The sequence below is a fragment of the Variovorax sp. RCC_210 genome, assembly GCF_041355175.1.
Lineage (GTDB): Bacteria > Pseudomonadota > Gammaproteobacteria > Burkholderiales > Burkholderiaceae_C > Variovorax.
In genome coordinates this window covers 107,928-125,366 of record NZ_JBFUPJ010000010.1, presented here as the reverse complement: position 1 = coordinate 125,366, position 17,439 = coordinate 107,928, and the positions used below count along the sequence as shown (strand labels likewise).

The 17,439-nt window shown below is 67.5% G+C and carries 12 protein-coding genes; 9 read left to right on the top strand and 3 right to left on the bottom strand.

From position 1 onward, the window contains the following. Positions 1–9 precede the first annotated feature (9 nt). Positions 10–1,641, bottom strand: coding sequence for a 4-hydroxyphenylacetate 3-hydroxylase family protein (locus tag AB6807_RS25385; protein WP_371086711.1), 1,632 nt, complete (start codon positions 1,639–1,641; stop codon positions 10–12). A gap of 175 nt (positions 1,642–1,816) precedes the next feature. On the opposite strand from AB6807_RS25385, the gene AB6807_RS25380 reads away from it, so the two are divergent. The 6 genes from AB6807_RS25380 to zapE all read left to right on the top strand — a co-directional run bounded on the left by AB6807_RS25380 (position 1,817) and on the right by zapE (position 11,588). Next, the gene (locus tag AB6807_RS25380) at positions 1,817–2,422 is read left to right on the top strand and encodes an isochorismatase family protein (protein WP_116907276.1); all 606 of its coding nucleotides are present in this window, start codon (positions 1,817–1,819) and stop codon (positions 2,420–2,422) included. A gap of 157 nt (positions 2,423–2,579) precedes the next feature. Continuing rightward, positions 2,580–4,520 (top strand): propionate--CoA ligase, encoded by a 1,941-nt coding sequence (locus AB6807_RS25375; protein ID WP_371086710.1) that lies wholly within the window; start codon positions 2,580–2,582, stop codon positions 4,518–4,520. 179 nt (positions 4,521–4,699) lie between these two features. After that, the gene (locus tag AB6807_RS25370) at positions 4,700–7,576 is read left to right on the top strand and encodes a 2-oxoglutarate dehydrogenase E1 component (protein WP_116907278.1); all 2,877 of its coding nucleotides are present in this window, start codon (positions 4,700–4,702) and stop codon (positions 7,574–7,576) included. 54 nt (positions 7,577–7,630) lie between these two features. Beyond that, positions 7,631–8,893, top strand: a complete 1,263-nt coding sequence (odhB, locus tag AB6807_RS25365) for a 2-oxoglutarate dehydrogenase complex dihydrolipoyllysine-residue succinyltransferase (RefSeq protein WP_371086709.1) — start codon at positions 7,631–7,633, stop codon at positions 8,891–8,893. Positions 8,894–9,047: 154 nt separating this feature from the next. Then, positions 9,048–10,475, top strand: coding sequence for a dihydrolipoyl dehydrogenase (gene lpdA, locus AB6807_RS25360; protein ID WP_116907280.1), 1,428 nt, complete (start codon positions 9,048–9,050; stop codon positions 10,473–10,475). 12 nt (positions 10,476–10,487) lie between these two features. Next, complete coding sequence (zapE, locus tag AB6807_RS25355; RefSeq protein ID WP_116907281.1) at positions 10,488–11,588, top strand: cell division protein ZapE; 1,101 nt, start codon at positions 10,488–10,490, stop codon at positions 11,586–11,588. A 702-nt stretch (positions 11,589–12,290) separates the two neighbouring features. Here zapE and AB6807_RS25350 read toward each other — a convergent pair. After that, on the bottom strand, positions 12,291–13,061 hold the full coding sequence (locus AB6807_RS25350; RefSeq protein ID WP_116907283.1) for a PP2C family serine/threonine-protein phosphatase: 771 nt from the start codon (positions 13,059–13,061) through the stop codon (positions 12,291–12,293). 108 nt (positions 13,062–13,169) lie between these two features. Here AB6807_RS25350 and AB6807_RS25345 point away from each other — a divergent pair, with 108 nt between their 5' ends. Together AB6807_RS25345 and AB6807_RS25340 are read left to right on the top strand one after the other, a co-directional pair. Beyond that, positions 13,170–13,373 carry a YdcH family protein gene (locus tag AB6807_RS25345; RefSeq protein WP_116907835.1) on the top strand — a complete coding sequence of 68 codons (204 nt, stop codon included), beginning with the start codon at positions 13,170–13,172 and terminating at the stop codon, positions 13,371–13,373. Next, entirely contained in the window at positions 13,370–15,490 is a 2,121-nt protein-coding gene (locus AB6807_RS25340) for an ATP-dependent DNA helicase (RefSeq protein ID WP_371086708.1), read from the top strand. The genes AB6807_RS25345 and AB6807_RS25340 overlap by 4 nt, the downstream gene beginning before the upstream one ends. Positions 15,491–15,520: 30 nt before the next feature. Here AB6807_RS25340 and AB6807_RS25335 read toward each other — a convergent pair whose 3' ends face one another. Next, positions 15,521–16,327: an outer membrane protein assembly factor BamD gene (locus AB6807_RS25335; RefSeq protein ID WP_116907285.1), complete on the bottom strand. Its 807-nt coding sequence runs from the start codon at positions 16,325–16,327 to the stop codon at positions 15,521–15,523. Positions 16,328–16,359: 32 nt separating this feature from the next. Here AB6807_RS25335 and AB6807_RS25330 point away from each other — a divergent pair, with 32 nt between their 5' ends. Beyond that, positions 16,360–17,385 carry an RluA family pseudouridine synthase gene (locus AB6807_RS25330; RefSeq protein ID WP_371086837.1) on the top strand — a complete coding sequence of 342 codons (1,026 nt, stop codon included), beginning with the start codon at positions 16,360–16,362 and terminating at the stop codon, positions 17,383–17,385. Positions 17,386–17,439 lie beyond the last annotated feature (54 nt).

Genomic DNA, 17,439 nt, shown 5'->3' with positions numbered 1-17,439 from the left:
CGCGCCAGTCTAGGGGCGCAAGGAGGCAGGCAGGTCGACCATCACCGGCTGGCCGGGCGTGGTGCAGCCGGTGTCGCAGCATTTGCCGGGCTGGCGGTTCTTCGTGATGGCGCGGGCCGGGTCGTGCGGCGCGGCGGCGGGCGAGCCATCGGCCGCAATGCCGCGCTCGAGGATGCGTTCGACCAGCTCCACCTTCGAGCCGACCGGGTAGTTGCGCCAGATTTCCTGCTTCATGGCGGCTGGCGAGCCGCCGCCGTGCAGGCTGATCACGCTGTACCAGCCGCCCTGGTAGCCGGCCGCGAGGTCTTCGATGAAGCGCGCCGTCTCGATGCGCTGCTCGTACGGAATGGCCGGGTTGGCGCGCAGCACCTCCGACAGGCGCGCGGCGGTCTCGGGGTTGTGGTCTTCGTCGGGGCCGGGCAGGGTGACGATGAGGCCGCCGCTCACGTAGTGCGCGATGCGGTGCATGTCGTAGATCTTCGTGGCCAGCAGCAGCTTGCCGATGTTGCTGAACACCGGGTCGGGCATGAACACCTCGCAGTGCGCGTCGGCCTTGCCGTACACGCTGGCCGCCACGCCGCAGGCGAAGAAGCTCTCGGTGATGGTGATGAGCTCGACCATCTGCTCGCGCAGGTGGCTTTCCTTGCCGGGGTCGAAGCCGTTGGCCTCGCACATGAGCGCGCCCGCGCCGATCAGCAGGTCGCCGAAGCCGGCGCGCGCGCCGATGCAGCTGTGGCGGTGGTGCGTGGCGTAGCTGTAGGTGAGGTGGCCCGAGTGCTCCCAGGTGCCGTTGTCGCCCGCGTAGAACACGCGCTCCCAGGGCACGAACACCTTGTCGAACATGCACACGCCGGTGCTCTGGCCGTACTTGCGGCTGAACAGGGCGTCGCCGTGCTCCAGCTTCTCGCCGGGCCGGCCCGCGGGGCGCGCGACGATGGTGAGGCCGGGCGCGTCCAGCGGCACGGCGCAGCAGACGGCGAAGTCGGCGTCTTCGCGGCCCATGTTGCGGCAGGGCATGACCAGCAGTTCGTGCACGTAGGGTGCGCCGGTCACGATGGCCTTGGTGCCCGAGATGACGATGCCGCGCGCGTTGCGCTCGACCACGTGCAGGTAGCTGTCGACGTTGGCCTGCTCGTGCGGGCGGCGGCTGCGGTCGCCCTTGGCGTCGGTCATGGCCACGCCCAGCGTCAGGTCCTGGTCCTGCACGCGGTGCAGGTAGTCGTGGAAGCGCGCGGTGTGCTCGGTGCTGCCGCGCGCGTCGTCGATGCGCGCCGACACCTGCGCGATGGCGTTGAGCGCGTCGTGCGTCAGGTAGCGCTGCGCGCAGCCGGTTTCCTGGCACACCAGCCGCACGGCCTCGAGCTTGTTGAGCAGGTCGCCCGAGCTGGTGTTGATGTGCGAGAGCCGGTTCACCCGCTTGCCGCTGGTGTGCTGCACGGCGGTCATGAGCGGCTCGTATTCCTGCTTGCGCGCGTAGTCGTAGGTCAGCGCGATGGCGTTGATGCCGGGCTGGAACGCCGGCTCGTCGGCCACGCTGTCGACACGGCGGCCGTCGACGAACACGGTGGGCTTGTAGCGGCGCAGCGATTCGCGGTAATCGAGCGCGGACATCAGCGAAGGGCCGGGGAGCGGGGCGTTCATCGTGCTTGTCTCCAATGTCTGCGATGGCTCCGATGGCGCCAGAGAGGCGGAAGCGGCCGTGGCCGACCATCGGTTCGATAATTGGAGCACCGATCGATTTGTTCGGTGGTACGGTTTAACCCGCCAACCCCTGTCTCTCACCCGCCCCCTCTCTGTTTCCCGGAAAGAAGAATTCATGCTGCTCGACGCCTCGCTCTCCCAACTCGTGCTGGTCGACTACCAGGCGCGGCTGATGCCTGCCGTCTTCGAGAGCGAGGCCGTGGCGCAGAACGCGGTGCGGCTCGCAAAGATGGCGCAGATGGTCGAGGTGCCCGTGTGGGGCACCGAGCAGAACCCGTCCAAGCTGGGCGAGAACCTGCCGGACATTCGCGCGCTGTGCCGCAAGACGCTGGCCAAGATGCATTTCAGCGGCGTGGAAGAGGGGCTCGGCGAATGGCTGCGCGCACCGGCCAAGGCCGCGCCGCAGGGCAATGCCCGCAGCCTGCCCAAGCACCTGCAGAAGCCGCAGGCCGCGGCCGAAGAGCGCAACACCATCGTCATTGCCGGCTGCGAAGCGCATGTCTGCCTGCTGCAGACGGCGCTCGACCTGCTCGAAGACGAGTTCGAGGTCTGGGTGGTCACCGACGCCTGCAGCTCGCGCACCGAGCGCAACCGCGATGCCGCCTTCGACCGGCTGGCGGGCGCGGGCGCCGAACTGGTGACGACCGAGATGGTCGGCTTCGAGTGGCTGCGCACCGCCGAACACCCCGCGTTCCGTGAGCTGCAGGCGCTGATTCGCTGAACTGAGGCGCGGCCCCGAGCAGGTCGCTGGAGGGCTGTGAAAGGGTTGTTGAGGGGCTGCTGATGGGGCTTGACCGGGTTGTCCCGGTCGTCAGCTTGCTGCAAGATCGGTCTCCATAATTATGAATTCAGTTTCTGGCCTTGCCCGCCCGAACCGGATGCACATAACAAGGAGACACCGCCAGATGAGCCGCTACGAAGAGTTCTATCGCCAGTCCATCGACGCGCCCGAGGCCTTCTGGGCCGAACAGGCCAGGCTGATCGACTGGCAAACGCCCGCCCGGCAGATCCTCGACGCCAGCAACCCGCCGTTCGCGCGCTGGTTCGTCGGCGGTACCACCAACCTGTGCCACAACGCGGTCGACCGGCACCTGGCCGCGCGGGGTGAGCAGCCGGCGCTGGTCTTCGTGTCGACCGAAACCGGCGTCGAGAAGAGCTACAGCTTCACCGAGCTGCACGCCGAGGTGCAGCGCACCGCGGCCAGCCTGCTGGAACTGGGCGTGGGCAAGGGCGACCGCGTGCTCATCTACATGCCGATGATTCCCGAGGCAGCCTTTGCGATGCTGGCCTGCGCCCGCATCGGGGCGGTGCACTGCGTGGTGTTCGGCGGCTTTGCCAGCGGCTCGCTGGCCACGCGCATCGAAGACGCCGAGCCCAAGGTGATCGTGAGCGCCGACGCGGGTTCGCGCGGCGGCAAGGTCATTGCGTACAAGCCGCTGCTCGACGAGGCGATCCGCCTGTCGACGCACAAGCCCGCGGCCGTGCTGCTGACCGACCGCGGCCTCGCGCCCATGGACCTGACGGCCGGGCGCGACCACCTGGCGAGCGAGTTGCGGCACAAGCACATGGACGCGGTGGTGCCCTGCACCTGGCTGGCCTCGACCGACATCAGCTACACCATCTACACCAGCGGCACCACCGGCAAGCCCAAAGGCGTGCAGCGCGACGTGGGCGGCTACGCCGTGGCGCTGGCCGCGAGCATGAAGCACATCTTCGACGGCCGGCCCGGCGAAACCTATTTCTCGACCAGCGACATCGGCTGGGTGGTGGGCCACAGCTACATCGTGTACGGCCCGCTCATCGCCGGCATGGCCACGCTGATGTACGAAGGCCTGCCCACGCAGGGCATCGACCGGCAGCCCGACGGCGGCATCTGGTGGCGCCTGGTCGAGAAGTACAAGGTGACGGTGATGTTCAGCGCGCCCACCGCGGTGCGCGTGCTGAAGAAGCAGGACCCGGCCTTGCTGAAGAAGTACGACCTGTCGAGCCTGCGCGCGCTGTTCCTGGCCGGCGAGCCGCTGGACGAGCCCACGGCGCGCTGGATCAGCGAGGGGCTGGGCGTGCCCATCATCGACAACTACTGGCAGACCGAATCGGGCTGGCCGATGATCACCATCGCCAACGGCGTGGAGGCCAAGGCCAGCAAGTTCGGCAGCCCGGGCGTGCCCATGTACGGCTACCGCATCAAGATCCTTCACGAATCGACCGGCGAGGAGCTGACCGGCGCGAACGAAAAGGGCGTGGTCGTGGTCGAGGGGCCGACGCCGCCCGGCTTCATGCAGACCGTGTGGAAGGACGACGCGCGCTTCGTCAAGACCTACTGGCAGAGCGTGCCCGGCAAGATGGTCTATTCGACCTTCGACTGGGGCATTCGGGACGCGGACGGCTACTTCTACATCCTCGGACGCACCGACGACGTGATCAACGTGGCGGGCCACCGGCTGGGCACGCGCGAGATCGAGGAGAGCATCTCCGGCCACGCCAACGTGGCCGAGGTGGCGGTGGTGGGCGTGGCCGACGCGCTGAAAGGGCAGGTCGCCATGGCCTTCGTCGTGCCCAAGGACGGCAAGGCCGTGGCCGACGCAGACGCGGCGCTCAGGCTGGAAGGCGAGATCATGAAAGTGGTGGCCGACCAGCTCGGCGCGCTCGCGCGGCCGGCGCGCGTGCGCTTCGTGAGCGGGCTGCCCAAGACCCGCAGCGGCAAATTGCTGCGCCGCGCCATCCAGGCCGTGTGCGAGCAGCGCGACCCCGGCGACCTGACCACCATCGACGACCCGGCGACGCTGCAGCAGATCAAACAGTTACTCTCTTCGCCCTGAGTTAGCCCTGGAGGGGGTTGCAGTCCCCCTTGGAACCGTCATATGGTTGACGTGGCACAATGCCAAGGTACTCAGGCCCTTCCCCAGCCACAGTCGCATCCGCCAATCGGTTCAGCCGTGTCGCGGAAGGTTTCTTAACCAGCTAGTGCTTCCCTCAGGGAAGCGAAGGTCAGCGGATCATGAGCGATTCATCGACGCCATCGGCGTACACCGCCTATCAAGGCAACACCTACCTCTTCGGCGGCAACGCGCCCTATGTCGAAGAGATGTACGAAAACTACCTCGCCAACCCCGGCAGCGTTCCAGACAACTGGCGCTCGTACTTCGACGCCCTGCAGAACGTTCCCGCCGGCGACGGCACGAACACCCGCGACGTTCCCCACCTGCCCGTCATCAACGCCTTCGCCGAACGCGCGAAGCAGGGCACGACCAAGGTCGTGGTGGCCAGCGGCGCCGACTCCGAGCTCGGCCGCAAGCGCACCGCCGTCCAGCAGCTGATCGCCGCCTACCGCAACGTCGGCGCCCGCTGGGCCGACCTCGACCCGCTCAAGCGCGCCGAGCGTCCCGTCATCCCGGAACTCGAGCCCTCGTTCTACGGCTTCACCGACGCCGACCTCGAGACGGTGTTCAACACCAGCAACACCTTCTTCGGCAAGGACACCATGTCCCTGCGCGACCTGCTGAACGCGCTGCGTGAAACGTACTGCGGCACCATCGGCGCCGAGTACATGTACACCACCGACCACACGCACAAGCGCTGGTGGCAGCAGCGGCTCGAAAGCGCCCGCACCAACCCCAAGCTGAGCGGCGAGCAGAAGAAGCACGTGCTGAACCGCCTCACGGCCGCTGAAGGCCTCGAGCGCTTCCTGCACACCAAGTACGTCGGCCAGAAGCGCTTCTCGCTCGAAGGCGGCGAAAGCTTCATCGTCTCGATGGACGAGCTGATCAACCAGGCCGGCGTCAAGGGCGTGCAGGAAATCGTGATCGGCATGGCCCACCGCGGCCGCCTGAACGTGCTGGTCAACTCGCTCGGCAAGATGCCGGCCGACCTGTTCGCCGAGTTCGACCACACCGCACCCGAAGAGCTGCCCAGCGGCGACGTCAAGTACCACCAGGGCTTCAGCTCCGACGTGACGACCCCCGGCGGCCCGGTGCACCTGAGCCTCGCGTTCAACCCCTCGCACCTCGAAATCGTGAACCCCGTGGTCGAAGGCTCGGTGCGTGCCCGCATGGACCGCCGCGGCGACCCGCTGGGCAAGCAGGTGCTGCCCGTGATCGTGCACGGCGACGCCGCCTTCGCAGGCCAGGGCGTCGTGATGGAAACGCTGGCGCTGGCCGAGACGCGTGGCTATTCCACCGGCGGCACGGTGCACATCGTCATCAACAACCAGATCGGTTTCACCACCAGCGACCCGCGCGACAGCCGCTCGACGCTGTATTGCACGGACATCGTGAAGATGGTCGATGCGCCGGTGCTCCACGTGAACGGCGACGACCCGGAGGCCGTGGTGCTCGCCACCCAACTCGCGCTGGACTTCCGCATGGAGTTCCAGAAGGACGTGGTCGTGGACATCATCTGCTTCCGCAAGCTGGGGCACAACGAGCAGGACACCCCCTCGCTCACCCAGCCGCTGATGTACAAGAAGATCGCCCAGCACCCCGGCACGCGCAAGCTGTACGCCGACAAGCTGGCTACGCAAGGCCTGGGCGACACGCTCGGCGACGACATGGTCAAGGCGCAGCGCGCGGCCTTCGACGAAGGCAAGAACACCGTCGACCCGGTGCTCACCAACTTCAAGAGCAAGTACGCCGTCGACTGGAGCCCGTACCTCAACAAGAAGTGGACCGACGCCGGCGACACCGCCATTCCGTCCACCGAATGGAAGCGCCTGGCCGAGAAGATCACCACCGTGCCGCAAGGCTTCACCGTGCACCCGCTGGTGAAGAAGGTGCTGGACGACCGCGCCGCCATGGGCCGCGGCGACGTGAACGTCGACTGGGGCATGGGCGAGCACATGGCCTTCGCCTCGCTGGTGGCCAGCGGCTACCCGGTTCGCCTGTCGGGCGAAGACTCGGGCCGCGGCACGTTCACGCACCGCCACGCCGTGCTGCACGACCAGAACCGCGAGAAGTTCGACACCGGCACCTACACGCCGCTGCAGAACGTGGCCGACAACCAGGCCCCGTTCGTCGTCATCGACTCCATCCTGTCGGAAGAGGCCGTGCTCGCGTTCGAATACGGCTATGCGTCGAACGACCCGAACACGCTCGTGATCTGGGAAGCCCAGTTCGGCGACTTCGTGAACGGCGCGCAGGTGGTGATCGACCAGTTCATCGCCTCCGGCGAAGTGAAGTGGGGCCGCGTCAACGGCCTGACCATGATGCTGCCGCACGGCTACGAAGGCCAGGGCCCCGAGCACAGCTCGGCACGCCTGGAGCGCTTCATGCAGCTGAGCGCGGACACCAACATGCAGGTGGTGCAACCCACCACGGCCAGCCAGATCTTCCACGTGCTGCGCCGCCAGATGGTGCGCAACCTGCGCAAGCCGCTGGTCATCCTCACGCCGAAGTCGCTGCTGCGCAACAAGGACGCGACCTCGCCGCTGGGCGAGTTCACCAAGGGCAGCTTCCAGACCGTCATTCCCGACAGCAAGGGCCTGAAGGCCGAGAAGGTCAAGCGCCTGATCGCCTGCTCGGGCAAGGTCTACTACGACCTGGCGAAGAAGCGCGAGGAGCAGGGCAACGACGACGTGGCGATCATCCGCGTCGAGCAGCTCTACCCGTTCCCGCACAAGGCCTTTGCCGCGGAAATCAAGAAGTACCCCAACCTCGTGGACGTGGTGTGGTGCCAGGACGAGCCGCAGAACCAGGGCGCCTGGTTCTTCGTGCAGCACTACATCCACGAAAACATGCAGGACGGCCAGAAGCTCGGCTACTCCGGCCGTGCCGCTTCGGCATCGCCGGCGGTGGGCTACTCGCACCTGCACCAGGAACAGCAGAAGGCGCTCGTGGATGGCGCATTTGGCAAGCTCAAGGGCTTCGTGCTGACCAAGTAAAACCCGTTCCCTTTCACACGAACACCCTCAAGAACAAAACGGAGCTCTCTCCAAATGTCTATCGTAGAAGTCAAAGTTCCCCAGCTCTCCGAATCCGTGGCCGAGGCCACCATGCTCACCTGGAAGAAGAAGGCCGGCGATGCCGTCGCCGTCGATGAAATCCTGATCGAGATCGAGACCGACAAGGTCGTGCTGGAAGTGCCCGCGCCTTCGGCCGGCGTGCTGGCCGAGATCGTGCAGCCCGACGGCGCCACCGTGGTGGCCGAGCAGCTGATCGCCCGCATCGACACCGAAGGCAAGGCTTCGGCCCCCGCACCGGCGGCAGCAGCCCCCGCGGCCGCGCCGGCCGCAGCGGCACCTGCCCCGGCAGCCGCTGCCGCCGCCACCGGTGGCTCGAAGTCGGACGTGGCCATGCCCGCCGCCGCCAAGCTGCTGGCCGACAACAACCTGAAGACCGGCGACGTGGCCGGTACCGGCAAGGACGGCCGCGTCACCAAGGGTGACGTGCTCGGCGCGGTCGCCTCGGGCGCCAAGCCTGCCGCCGCCATTCCCGCGCCGGCTGCCAAGCCCGCGCTGCAACAGGTGAGCGCACCCACCGGCGCGCCCGACCTGGGCGAGCGTCCGGAACAGCGCGTGCCGATGAGCCGCCTGCGCGCCCGCATCGCCGAGCGCCTGCTGCAATCGCAGTCGACCAACGCCATCCTGACCACGTTCAACGAAGTGAACATGGCGCCCGTCATGGAGCTGCGCAAGCGCTTCCAGGACAGCTTCACCAAGGAACACGGCGTGAAGCTGGGCTTCATGTCCTTCTTCGTGAAGGCCGCGGTGCACGCGCTGAAGAAGTACCCGGTGATCAACGCATCGGTCGACGGCAACGACATCCTGTACCACGGCTACTTCGACATCGGCATCGCTGTCGGTTCGCCGCGCGGCCTGGTCGTTCCGATCCTGCGCAACGCCGACCAGATGAGCTTCGCCGACATCGAGAAGAAGATCGCCGAGTTCGGCAAGAAGGCGCAAGACGGCAAGCTGGGCATCGAAGACATGACCGGCGGCACGTTCTCCATCTCCAACGGCGGCACCTTCGGTTCGATGCTCTCGACCCCGATCATCAACCCGCCCCAGTCGGCCATCCTGGGCGTGCACGCCACCAAGGACCGCGCCGTGGTGGAAAACGGCCAGATCGTGATCCGTCCGATGAACTACCTGGCCATGAGCTACGACCACCGCATCATCGACGGCCGCGAAGCCGTCCTGGGCCTGGTCGCCATGAAGGAAGCGCTGGAAGACCCGTCGCGCCTGCTGTTCGACATCTGATCGGTATCTGATCCCTCCCAGGCTGCGCGCACCCGTGTCGCTTCGCCCGGCCCCCTGAAAGGGGGGCGACACCCGCGGTCCGGCGATGCCGGTTCCGCGGTGTCCCGCGAAGGTCACCCCTCCAGTGACGCGCGCCAACTGAAACGGAAACCCAATGAGCAAACAATTCGACGTCATCGTCATCGGCGGCGGCCCCGGCGGCTACATTGCCGCCATCCGCGCCGCTCAACTCGGCTTCAACGTGGCCTGCATCGACGAGTGGAAGAACGCCAAGGGCGGCCCCGCCCTCGGCGGCACCTGCACCAACGTCGGCTGCATCCCCTCGAAGGCGCTGCTGCAATCGTCGGAGCACTTCGAGCACGCCGGTCACGGCTTTGCCGACCACGGCATCAACGTGTCGGGCCTGTCGCTGGACATCGGCAAGATGCTGGCCCGCAAGGACCAGGTCGTGAAGCAGAACAACGACGGCATCACCTACCTGTTCAAGAAGAACAAGATCGCGTCGTTCCACGGCCGCGGCTCGTTCGTGAAGGCCGCCGAAGGTGGCTATGAAATCAAGGTGGCCGGTGCCGCCGAAGAAACCATCGTCGGCAAGCACATCATCCTGGCCACGGGCTCCAACGCCCGCGCGCTGCCGGGTGCGCCGTTCGACGAAGAAAACATCCTGTCGAACGACGGCGCGCTGCGCGTCGGCGCCGTGCCCAAGAAGCTGGCCCTGATCGGCTCCGGCGTCATCGGCCTGGAAATGGGTTCGGTGTGGCGTCGCCTCGGCGCGGAAGTCACGGTGCTCGAAGCACTGCCGACCTTCCTGGGCGCGGTGGACGAGCAGATCGCCAAGGAAGCCAAGAAGGCCTTCGACAAGCAGGGCCTGAAGATCGAGCTCGGCGTGAAGGTCGGCGAGATCAAGTCCGGCAAGAAGGGCGTGTCCATCGCCTGGACCAATGCCAAGGGCGAAGCCCAGGTGCTGGACGTCGACAAGCTCATCGTGTCGATCGGCCGCGTGCCCAACACCATCGGCCTGAACCCCGAAGCCGTGGGCCTCGCGCTCGACGAGCGCGGTGCGATCAACGTCGACGGCGAGTGCAAGACCAACCTGCCCAACGTGTGGGCCATCGGCGACGTGGTGCGCGGCCCGATGCTGGCGCACAAGGCCGAGGAAGAGGGCGTTGCCGTGGCCGAGCGCATTGCCGGCCAGCACGGCCATGTCAACTTCAACACGATTCCGTGGGTGATCTACACGCACCCCGAAATCGCGTGGGTCGGCCAGACCGAGCAGCAGCTCAAGGCCGAAGGCCGCGCCTACAAGGCCGGCACCTTCCCGTTCCTGGCGAACGGCCGCGCACGCGCGCTGGGCGACACGACCGGCATGGTCAAGTTCCTGGCCGACGCCACGACCGACGAGATCCTGGGCGTGCACATGGTGGGCCCGCAGGTGAGCGAGCTGATCTCCGAAGCCGTGGTGGCCATGGAGTTCAAGGCCAGCGCCGAGGACATCGCCCGCATCTGCCACGCGCACCCGTCGCTGTCGGAAGCCACGAAGGAAGCGGCACTGGCCGTGGACAAGCGCACGCTGAACTTCTGATCGCCAGATCTCTTGACCAGCGTCAAACAGGCCTATGAGGCGGAGCTCGCCACGCGCGGGTTCCACAGCGATCCCGCGCAGCTGCGTGCCGTGGAGGCGCTGGACCGTTGCGCCAACGAATGGGCCGAGTACAAGGCCCAGCGTTCGAACGCGCTGAAGAAGTTCATCAACCGGCCGGAGCTTCCGCGCGGCGTCTACATGTACGGTGGCGTCGGGCGGGGCAAGAGCTTCCTGATGGACCTGTTCTTCAACGCCGTGCCGCTGCGGCGCAAGACGCGGCTGCACTTTCACGAGTTCATGCGAGAAGTGCACCGCGAACTGCGCGAGCTGCAGGGCACGGTCAATCCGCTGGACGAACTGGGCCTGCGCATTTCCAAGCGCTACAAGCTCATCTGCTTCGACGAGTTTCATGTGGCGGACATCACCGACGCGATGATTCTTCATCGGCTGCTGGTGTCGCTGTTCGAGAACGGCGTGGGCTTCGTGACCACCTCGAACTTCAAGCCCGACGACCTGTATCCCGGTGGCTTGCACCGCGACCGCATCCTGCCGGCCATCGCGCTGCTGAACCAGAAGCTCGAGGTGCTGAGCGTGGACAACGGCACCGACTACCGGCGCCGCACGCTCGAGCAACTGCGCATGTACCTCACGCCGAACGACGCGGCCGCCGAGAAGGAAATGCGCAAGGCCTTCGACAAGCTGGCCGAGACGGCCGACGAAAGCCCCATCCTGCACATCGAGCAGCGCGAGATCCGCGCGCTGCGCAAGGCCGGCGGCGTGGTCTGGTTCGATTTCAAGACGCTGTGCGGCGGCCCCCGCTCGCAGAACGACTACCTCGAGATCGCCAGCCAGTACCACACGGTGCTGCTGTCCGACGTGCCGCACATGCCGGTGCGCATGGCCTCGGAAGCACGCCGTTTCACCTGGCTGGTGGACGTCTTGTACGACCGGCGCTGCAAGCTCATCATGTCGGCAGAGGTTCCGCCCGAGGCGTTGTACACCGAGGGGCCGCTGTCGCACGAGTTTCCGCGCACGGTCTCCCGGCTCACTGAAATGCAGTCGAGCGAGTTTCTTGCCCTGGAACGCCGCATCGTCGACACCCGACTCACATGAAAAAAATCGTCCTTGCCCTGCTCATGACCTTGGCCAGCCTGCCGATGTGGGCGCAGTCCAATGCCGCGGCGGGCAATGCCGACCTGGAAGCCGAGAAGCGCCGGCTGTCGACCGAGCGCGAGGCCATCGAGAAGCGCTTTCTCGAAGAGCGGGCCGTCTGCTACAAGAAATTCGCCGTGGAAGACTGCCTGCGCGAGAGCCGCGAGCGGCGCCGCAAGGAAGCCGACAACATCAAGCGCCAGGAAACCGCGATCAACGACATCCAGCGCCAGCGCAGCGGCGCGGCCGAGCTGCAGAAGCTCGACCAGAAGGCCGGCCAGCAGCGCGCGCAGGACACGCCCCAGAAGCAGCAGGAATCGGTGCAGAACCAGAAGGACCGCGAGCAGCGCGCCGCCGACCATGCCACCAGCCGCGCCGCGACGGCCGCCGATGCGGCCCAGCGCGAGCGCGAGTTCCAGTCCAAGCAAAAGGCACATGCCGACGAGCAGGCCAAGGCCGCCCAGCGCAAGGCCGACGCGCCAGTGGCAGTCCAGCGGTACGAAGACAAGCTCAAGCGCGCCGAGGCGCACAGGGCCGACCGGGAACGGCGCAACGCCAACCCGGGTAAGCCGCGTGGTGCGCCATTGCCGGCGCCGGCCCCGGAGGCTGCGGCCTCGTCGCCGGCGCGCCGAGCGCGCCGGGACAACCTTCGGTTGAAAACGCTCAGGCGCTCGGCGGCAGCGCGTCGAGCTTCAGCACGGCGATCGAGATGTTGTCGCCCGTGCCGCGAGCGCGGCGTCGCGCTTCACCCACCAAAATCTCGGCCGCGTCGCGCGGCGGATGCGAATAAAGCACGCTCGCCATTTCCTCGACGCTGAAGTAGTGCCACAGACCGTCGCTGCATGCCATCAGCAGGTCGCCGGGCTCCAGCTTCTCGATATAGTGTGGGTCGACCGGCGGCGGCGTGGTCGCCATGCCCAGGCAGCCGAGCAGGATGTTGCCCTGCGGATGGATATTGGCCTCGGCCTCGGTGATCTGGCCGCGGTCGATGAGCACCTGCACGTACGAATGGTCGCGCGTGCGCTTCACCAGCAGCCCGTCGCGGAAGTGGTAGATGCGCGAGTCGCCGGCGTGGATCCAGGCGCAGTCGCCCTTCGGGTTCATGAGGAAGGCGGCCAGCGTGCTGTGCGGTTCCTGCTCGCTGGACACGGCGGTCAGCTTGATGACCATGTGCGAGTCTTCCAGTATCTGCCGCAGCACTGCTTGCGGGTCGTCTCGGCCAGGCTGGTAGCGCGCGAAGAGCTGGCGCGCGGTCATCAGCACCTGGTCGGAGGCCTTGCGGCCGCCGCTGCGCCCGCCCATGCCGTCGGCCACCACGCCGAGCACGCAGCCCGCCACGCGGGGGTGACTCATGACCATCACCTGGTCTTGTTGGTACGGGCGGTCTCCCTTGTGGAGTCCGGTGGCCGCGGCAAGTCGAAAGCCTTGAGTCATGAGGCATATGCGCCTGAAGCGCGTGAGTCTGTCGTCGCTGGGGGTCGTGTCAGGACGTATTATCGAATGAACAAGCGCCGCGAAAACCCAGGCGAGCGCGCCCCACCGTTGGACTCCAATCTTCACTCCCTTTCCCGCCAGCTGATCGAACTGCGCATCGAGCATGCCGATCTCGACGCCACCATCGACCGGTTGTCCGAAGGCTCGCCGCAAGACGAGCTGCTGCTGCGCCGGCTGAAAAAACGCCGGCTCGCGCTGCGCGACCAGGTCACGCGCCTCGAGAACGTGCTCGACCCGAAAGAGCCGGCGTGAGCGGTACGCTCGAAGACCAGGTGCGCGACGCCTTCGCGCAGGACGGCGCGCTGTCGCGTGCCGCCGAGCAATTCCGCGAACGCTCGGGCCAGACCGAAATGGCCATGGCCGTGGCACGCACCATCGACCAGGGCGGCGTGCTGGTGGTCGAGGCGGGCACGGGGGTCGGCAAGACCTTCTCCTACCTCGTGCCGGCCCTGCTGAGCGGCGAGCGCGTGCTGCTCTCGACCGCCACCAAGACCCTGCAGGACCAGCTGTTCGGCCGCGACCTGCCGCGACTGGTCGAAGCCTTCGGGCTGCCGGTGCGCACCGCGCTGCTCAAGGGGCGCGGCAGCTACCTGTGCCTGCACCGGCTCGACATGGCGCGCCACGACGCCTCGCTGCCCGAGCGGGGCAGCCTGCGCACGCTGGCCAAGATCGAGCAATGGTCGAAGGCCACGCGCACCGGCGACCTGGCCGAGCTGCCCGGGCTCGACGAGCGCTCGCCGCTCATTCCCTTGATCACCTCCACGCGCGAGAACTGCCTGGGCGCGCAGTGTCCGCAGTTCAAGCCGTGCCACGTCAACCTGGCGCGGCGCGAGGCGCTGGCGGCCGACATCGTGGTCATCAACCACCACCTGTTCTTCGCCGACCTCGCGGTGCGCGAGACGGGCATGGCCGAACTGCTGCCGACCGTGAGCGTGGTGGTGTTCGACGAGGCGCACCAGCTCAACGAAACGGGCGTGCAGTTCCTGGGCGCGCAGCTCGGCAGCGGGCAGGCGCTGGACTTCGCGCGCGACATGCTTGGCGCGGGCCTGCAGCACGCACGCGGTTTGGTCGACTGGCAGCAACTGGTGGCCGGCGTCGAGCGTGCGGCGCGCGAGCTGCGGCTGGTGGTCGGCAAGCAATGGCCTGGCGCCAAGCTGCGCTGGCTGGGCGCGTCGCCCGAAGGCGTGGACCCCGAGGCATGGCAGCGCGCGCTCGACGACCTGCAGCATTCGTTCGAGCTGGCGGCCGAAGGCCTGGCGACCGTGAGCGAGATTTCGCCCGACTTCGTGCGGCTGCACGAGCGCGCGAGGCAGATCGCGAAGCGCACGGCGCGCTTCGCCTTGCCGTGCGCGGTCGATTCGGTGCGCTGGGTCGACGTGGGCTCGCAGCTGCGGCTGGTCGAGTCGCCGCTGGACATCGCCGATGCGATGCGCAAGCGCGTGTTGAAGATCGTGGACGAGCAGTCTGAAGACGACGACGCCGAAGACGGTTTCGAAGGCCGCGCCGGCGAGGTCGAAGACGACGGCCTGGACGCGTACGGCGAGCGCTCTGCGGCGGAGCGGCCGGCAAAGGAAATCAGGGAAAACGGCGGCCGCGCCTGGGTCTTCACCTCGGCCACGCTGGGCGACGAGCCCACGCTGCGCTGGTTCACCGAACCCTGTGGCCTGCACGACGCGGAAGTGCTGCGCGTGAAGAGCCCGTTCGACTATGCGTCGCAGGCGGCGCTGTACGTGCCGCGCGCCTTTCCCAAGCCCAACGATCCGTCGCACAGCCAGCGGGTGGCGCAACTGGCCGCGCGCGGCGCGACCGAGCTCGGCGGGCGCACGCTGGTGCTGACCACCACACTGCGCGCCTTGCGCACCATCGGCGACACCATGAAGCAGCAGTTCGAGCTGCTCGACGCCGCGCTGCGCCCCGAGGTGCTGGTGCAGGGCGAGCTGCCCAAGCGGGTGCTGATGGAGCGCTTTCGTGAAGGCGCGAGCGACGGGCGCACCGGTTGCGTGCTGGTGGCGTCGGCGTCGTTCTGGGAGGGCTTCGATGCCCCGGGCGATGCGCTGCAGCTGGTGGTGATCGACAAGCTGCCGTTCCCCCCGCCGAACGATCCGCTGGTCGAGGCGCGCTCGCAGCGGCTGGAGGCGCAGGGCCGCAGCTCGTTCGCGGACTATTCATTGCCAGAGGCCGCGGTGGCGCTCAAGCAGGGGGCGGGGCGTTTGATTCGGCGGGAAACCGACAGCGGCGTGCTCGCGATCTGCGACACGCGCCTGGTCGCCATGGGCTACGGCCGCCGGTTGCTGGCGGCGTTGCCGCCGATGCGGCGGCTGGAAAGCGAAGCGGACTTCGACGCCGCGGTGGACGCGCTCAAGAACTGAGCGTGGCGCGCCACCGCGCGCGGGCCGGCTTTACCAGAGCTTCCACCAAGGGTCGTCCTTGCCCTTGAAGCCGTTCGCCAGGTAGGCGCTCTTCGGATAGTTGGTGGTCAGCACGCGTTGCGCGTCGTCGCGCAGGTCCTTCATGCCGAGCGCGTCGTACGACTTGACCATGATGAACAGGGCCTCTTCGAGGGCCGGCACTTCGCGGTAGTCGGACAGCGCGATCTGCGCGCGGTTGATGGCGGCCAGGTAGGCGCCGCGCGAGTAGTAGTAGCGGGCCACGTGAACTTCATACTGTGCGAGCGAGTTCACGATGTAGTTCATGCGCTGGCGCGAATCGGGCGCGTAGCGCGAATCAGGGAAGCGCGTGACGAGGTCCTTGAACGACTCGAACGACTCCTTGGCCGCCTTCTGGTCGCGCTCGGACAGGTCCTGGCGCGTCATGAAGGCGAACATGCCGAGGTCGTCGTTGAAATTGATCACGCCCTTCAGGTAGAGCGCATAGTCCATCGCGGGGCTGGCCGGATGCAACTTCATGAAGCGGTCGATGGTGGCGATGGCCGCCGCCTTTTCGCCCGACTTGTACTGGGCGTAGGCTTTTTCGAGCTGGGCCTGCTGCGCGAGCGGGGTGCCGGCGGCGCGCCCTTCGAGCTTCTCGTACAGGGGAACGGCCTTGTCGTAGGCGCCCGAGCCGGCTTCGTCCTTGGCTTCCGCGTAGATCTTGTTGGGACTCCAGTTCGCGGTCTTGTCGACGGAGGTCGACGAGCAGCCAGCTGCTAGCAGAGCCGCCGCGCTGAGCGCGATCCAGGTGGGGACCGATAATTTGGCGCGAAACATCACATACGGCTTTCGTGAAACAGTTACCCTCAATTATATCGACCGACCCCCTGGGCTCCATCCTTGAAGTCCCCGAGTCCGCGGAGGCGGCCGAACTCGAGGAGGGCGCCGACCCCATCGAGCCCAGCGAGTTGCGGCCCTTCGTCATCGACGCGGCGCAGCACGGCCAGCGGCTGGACCGTGCGCTGGCCGCGCTCGTGCCCGAGTTTTCCCGGAGCTACCTGCAGCAGCTGATCGAGGCCGGCGCGGTCGAGCTGCAGGGGCGGACGCTCAAGAAAGTCTCCGCCGCCGTCAAGGCCGGGCAGGCCGGGCAGATCGAACTGCGGCCGACGCCCCAGAGCCAGGCCTTCCGGCCCGAGGCGATGGACATCGTCACCGTGTACGAGGACGAGCACCTGCGCATCGTCGACAAGCCCGCCGGGCTGGTCGTGCACCCCGCGCCGGGCCACTGGAGCGGCACGCTGCTCAACGGCCTGCTCGCGCTGGACCCCAAGGCCGTGCTGCTGCCGCGCGCCGGCATCGTGCACCGGCTGGACCGCGACACCAGCGGGCTGATGGTGGTGGCGCGCACCCGGGCCACCATGGACGCGATGGTGGCGCTGATTGCGGCGCGCGATGTCAAGCGGCAGTACCTGGCCGTCGGCCACAAGCCGTGGGAGGGCGCGGCCGCCCGGCAGGTGGACGCCCCCATCGGCCGCGACCCGCGCAACCGGCTGCGCATGGCGGTGGTCGACCTCGAGCGCAACGCGGGCAAGACGGCGCGCACGCTGATCGAGCGGCTCGACAGCAACACGCTGGGCTGCGCCGTGCGGTGCACGCTCGAAACTGGCCGCACGCACCAGATCCGCGTGCACATGGCGTCGATCGGCCATCCGCTGGTCGGCGATGCGCTGTATGGCGGTGCGCCGGCTGCGGGGCTGTCACGCCAGGCGCTGCATGCGTTCAGGCTGGCGTTCGTGCACCCGGTCACGCAGGCGCCGCTGGAGTTTCGTTCGCTGCCGCCGGCGGACCTGGTGCTGGCTTTGCAGTCGTGGGGGCTGGATTACAATCGCGCCTGACGGCCCGAGGGCCGCGCCGGCCACCCGAGGCCGGCCTTGCGTTGCAACTGCCGC

Excerpts from the sequence above, each read along its gene's own strand:
- AB6807_RS25375 (WP_371086710.1), top strand. The coding sequence starts at position 2,580 with ATGCACATAACAAGGAGACACCGCCAGATGAGCCGCTACGAAGAGTTC.
- AB6807_RS25385 (WP_371086711.1), bottom strand. The coding sequence starts at position 1,641 with ATGAACGCCCCGCTCCCCGGCCCTTCGCTGATGTCCGCGCTCGATTAC.
- AB6807_RS25350 (WP_116907283.1), bottom strand. The coding sequence starts at position 13,061 with ATGACTCAAGGCTTTCGACTTGCCGCGGCCACCGGACTCCACAAGGGA.
- AB6807_RS25370 (WP_116907278.1), top strand. The coding sequence starts at position 4,700 with ATGAGCGATTCATCGACGCCATCGGCGTACACCGCCTATCAAGGCAAC.
- AB6807_RS25335 (WP_116907285.1), bottom strand. The coding sequence starts at position 16,327 with ATGTTTCGCGCCAAATTATCGGTCCCCACCTGGATCGCGCTCAGCGCG.
- odhB (WP_371086709.1), top strand. The coding sequence starts at position 7,631 with ATGTCTATCGTAGAAGTCAAAGTTCCCCAGCTCTCCGAATCCGTGGCC.
- AB6807_RS25380 (WP_116907276.1), top strand. The coding sequence starts at position 1,817 with ATGCTGCTCGACGCCTCGCTCTCCCAACTCGTGCTGGTCGACTACCAG.
- lpdA (WP_116907280.1), top strand. The coding sequence starts at position 9,048 with ATGAGCAAACAATTCGACGTCATCGTCATCGGCGGCGGCCCCGGCGGC.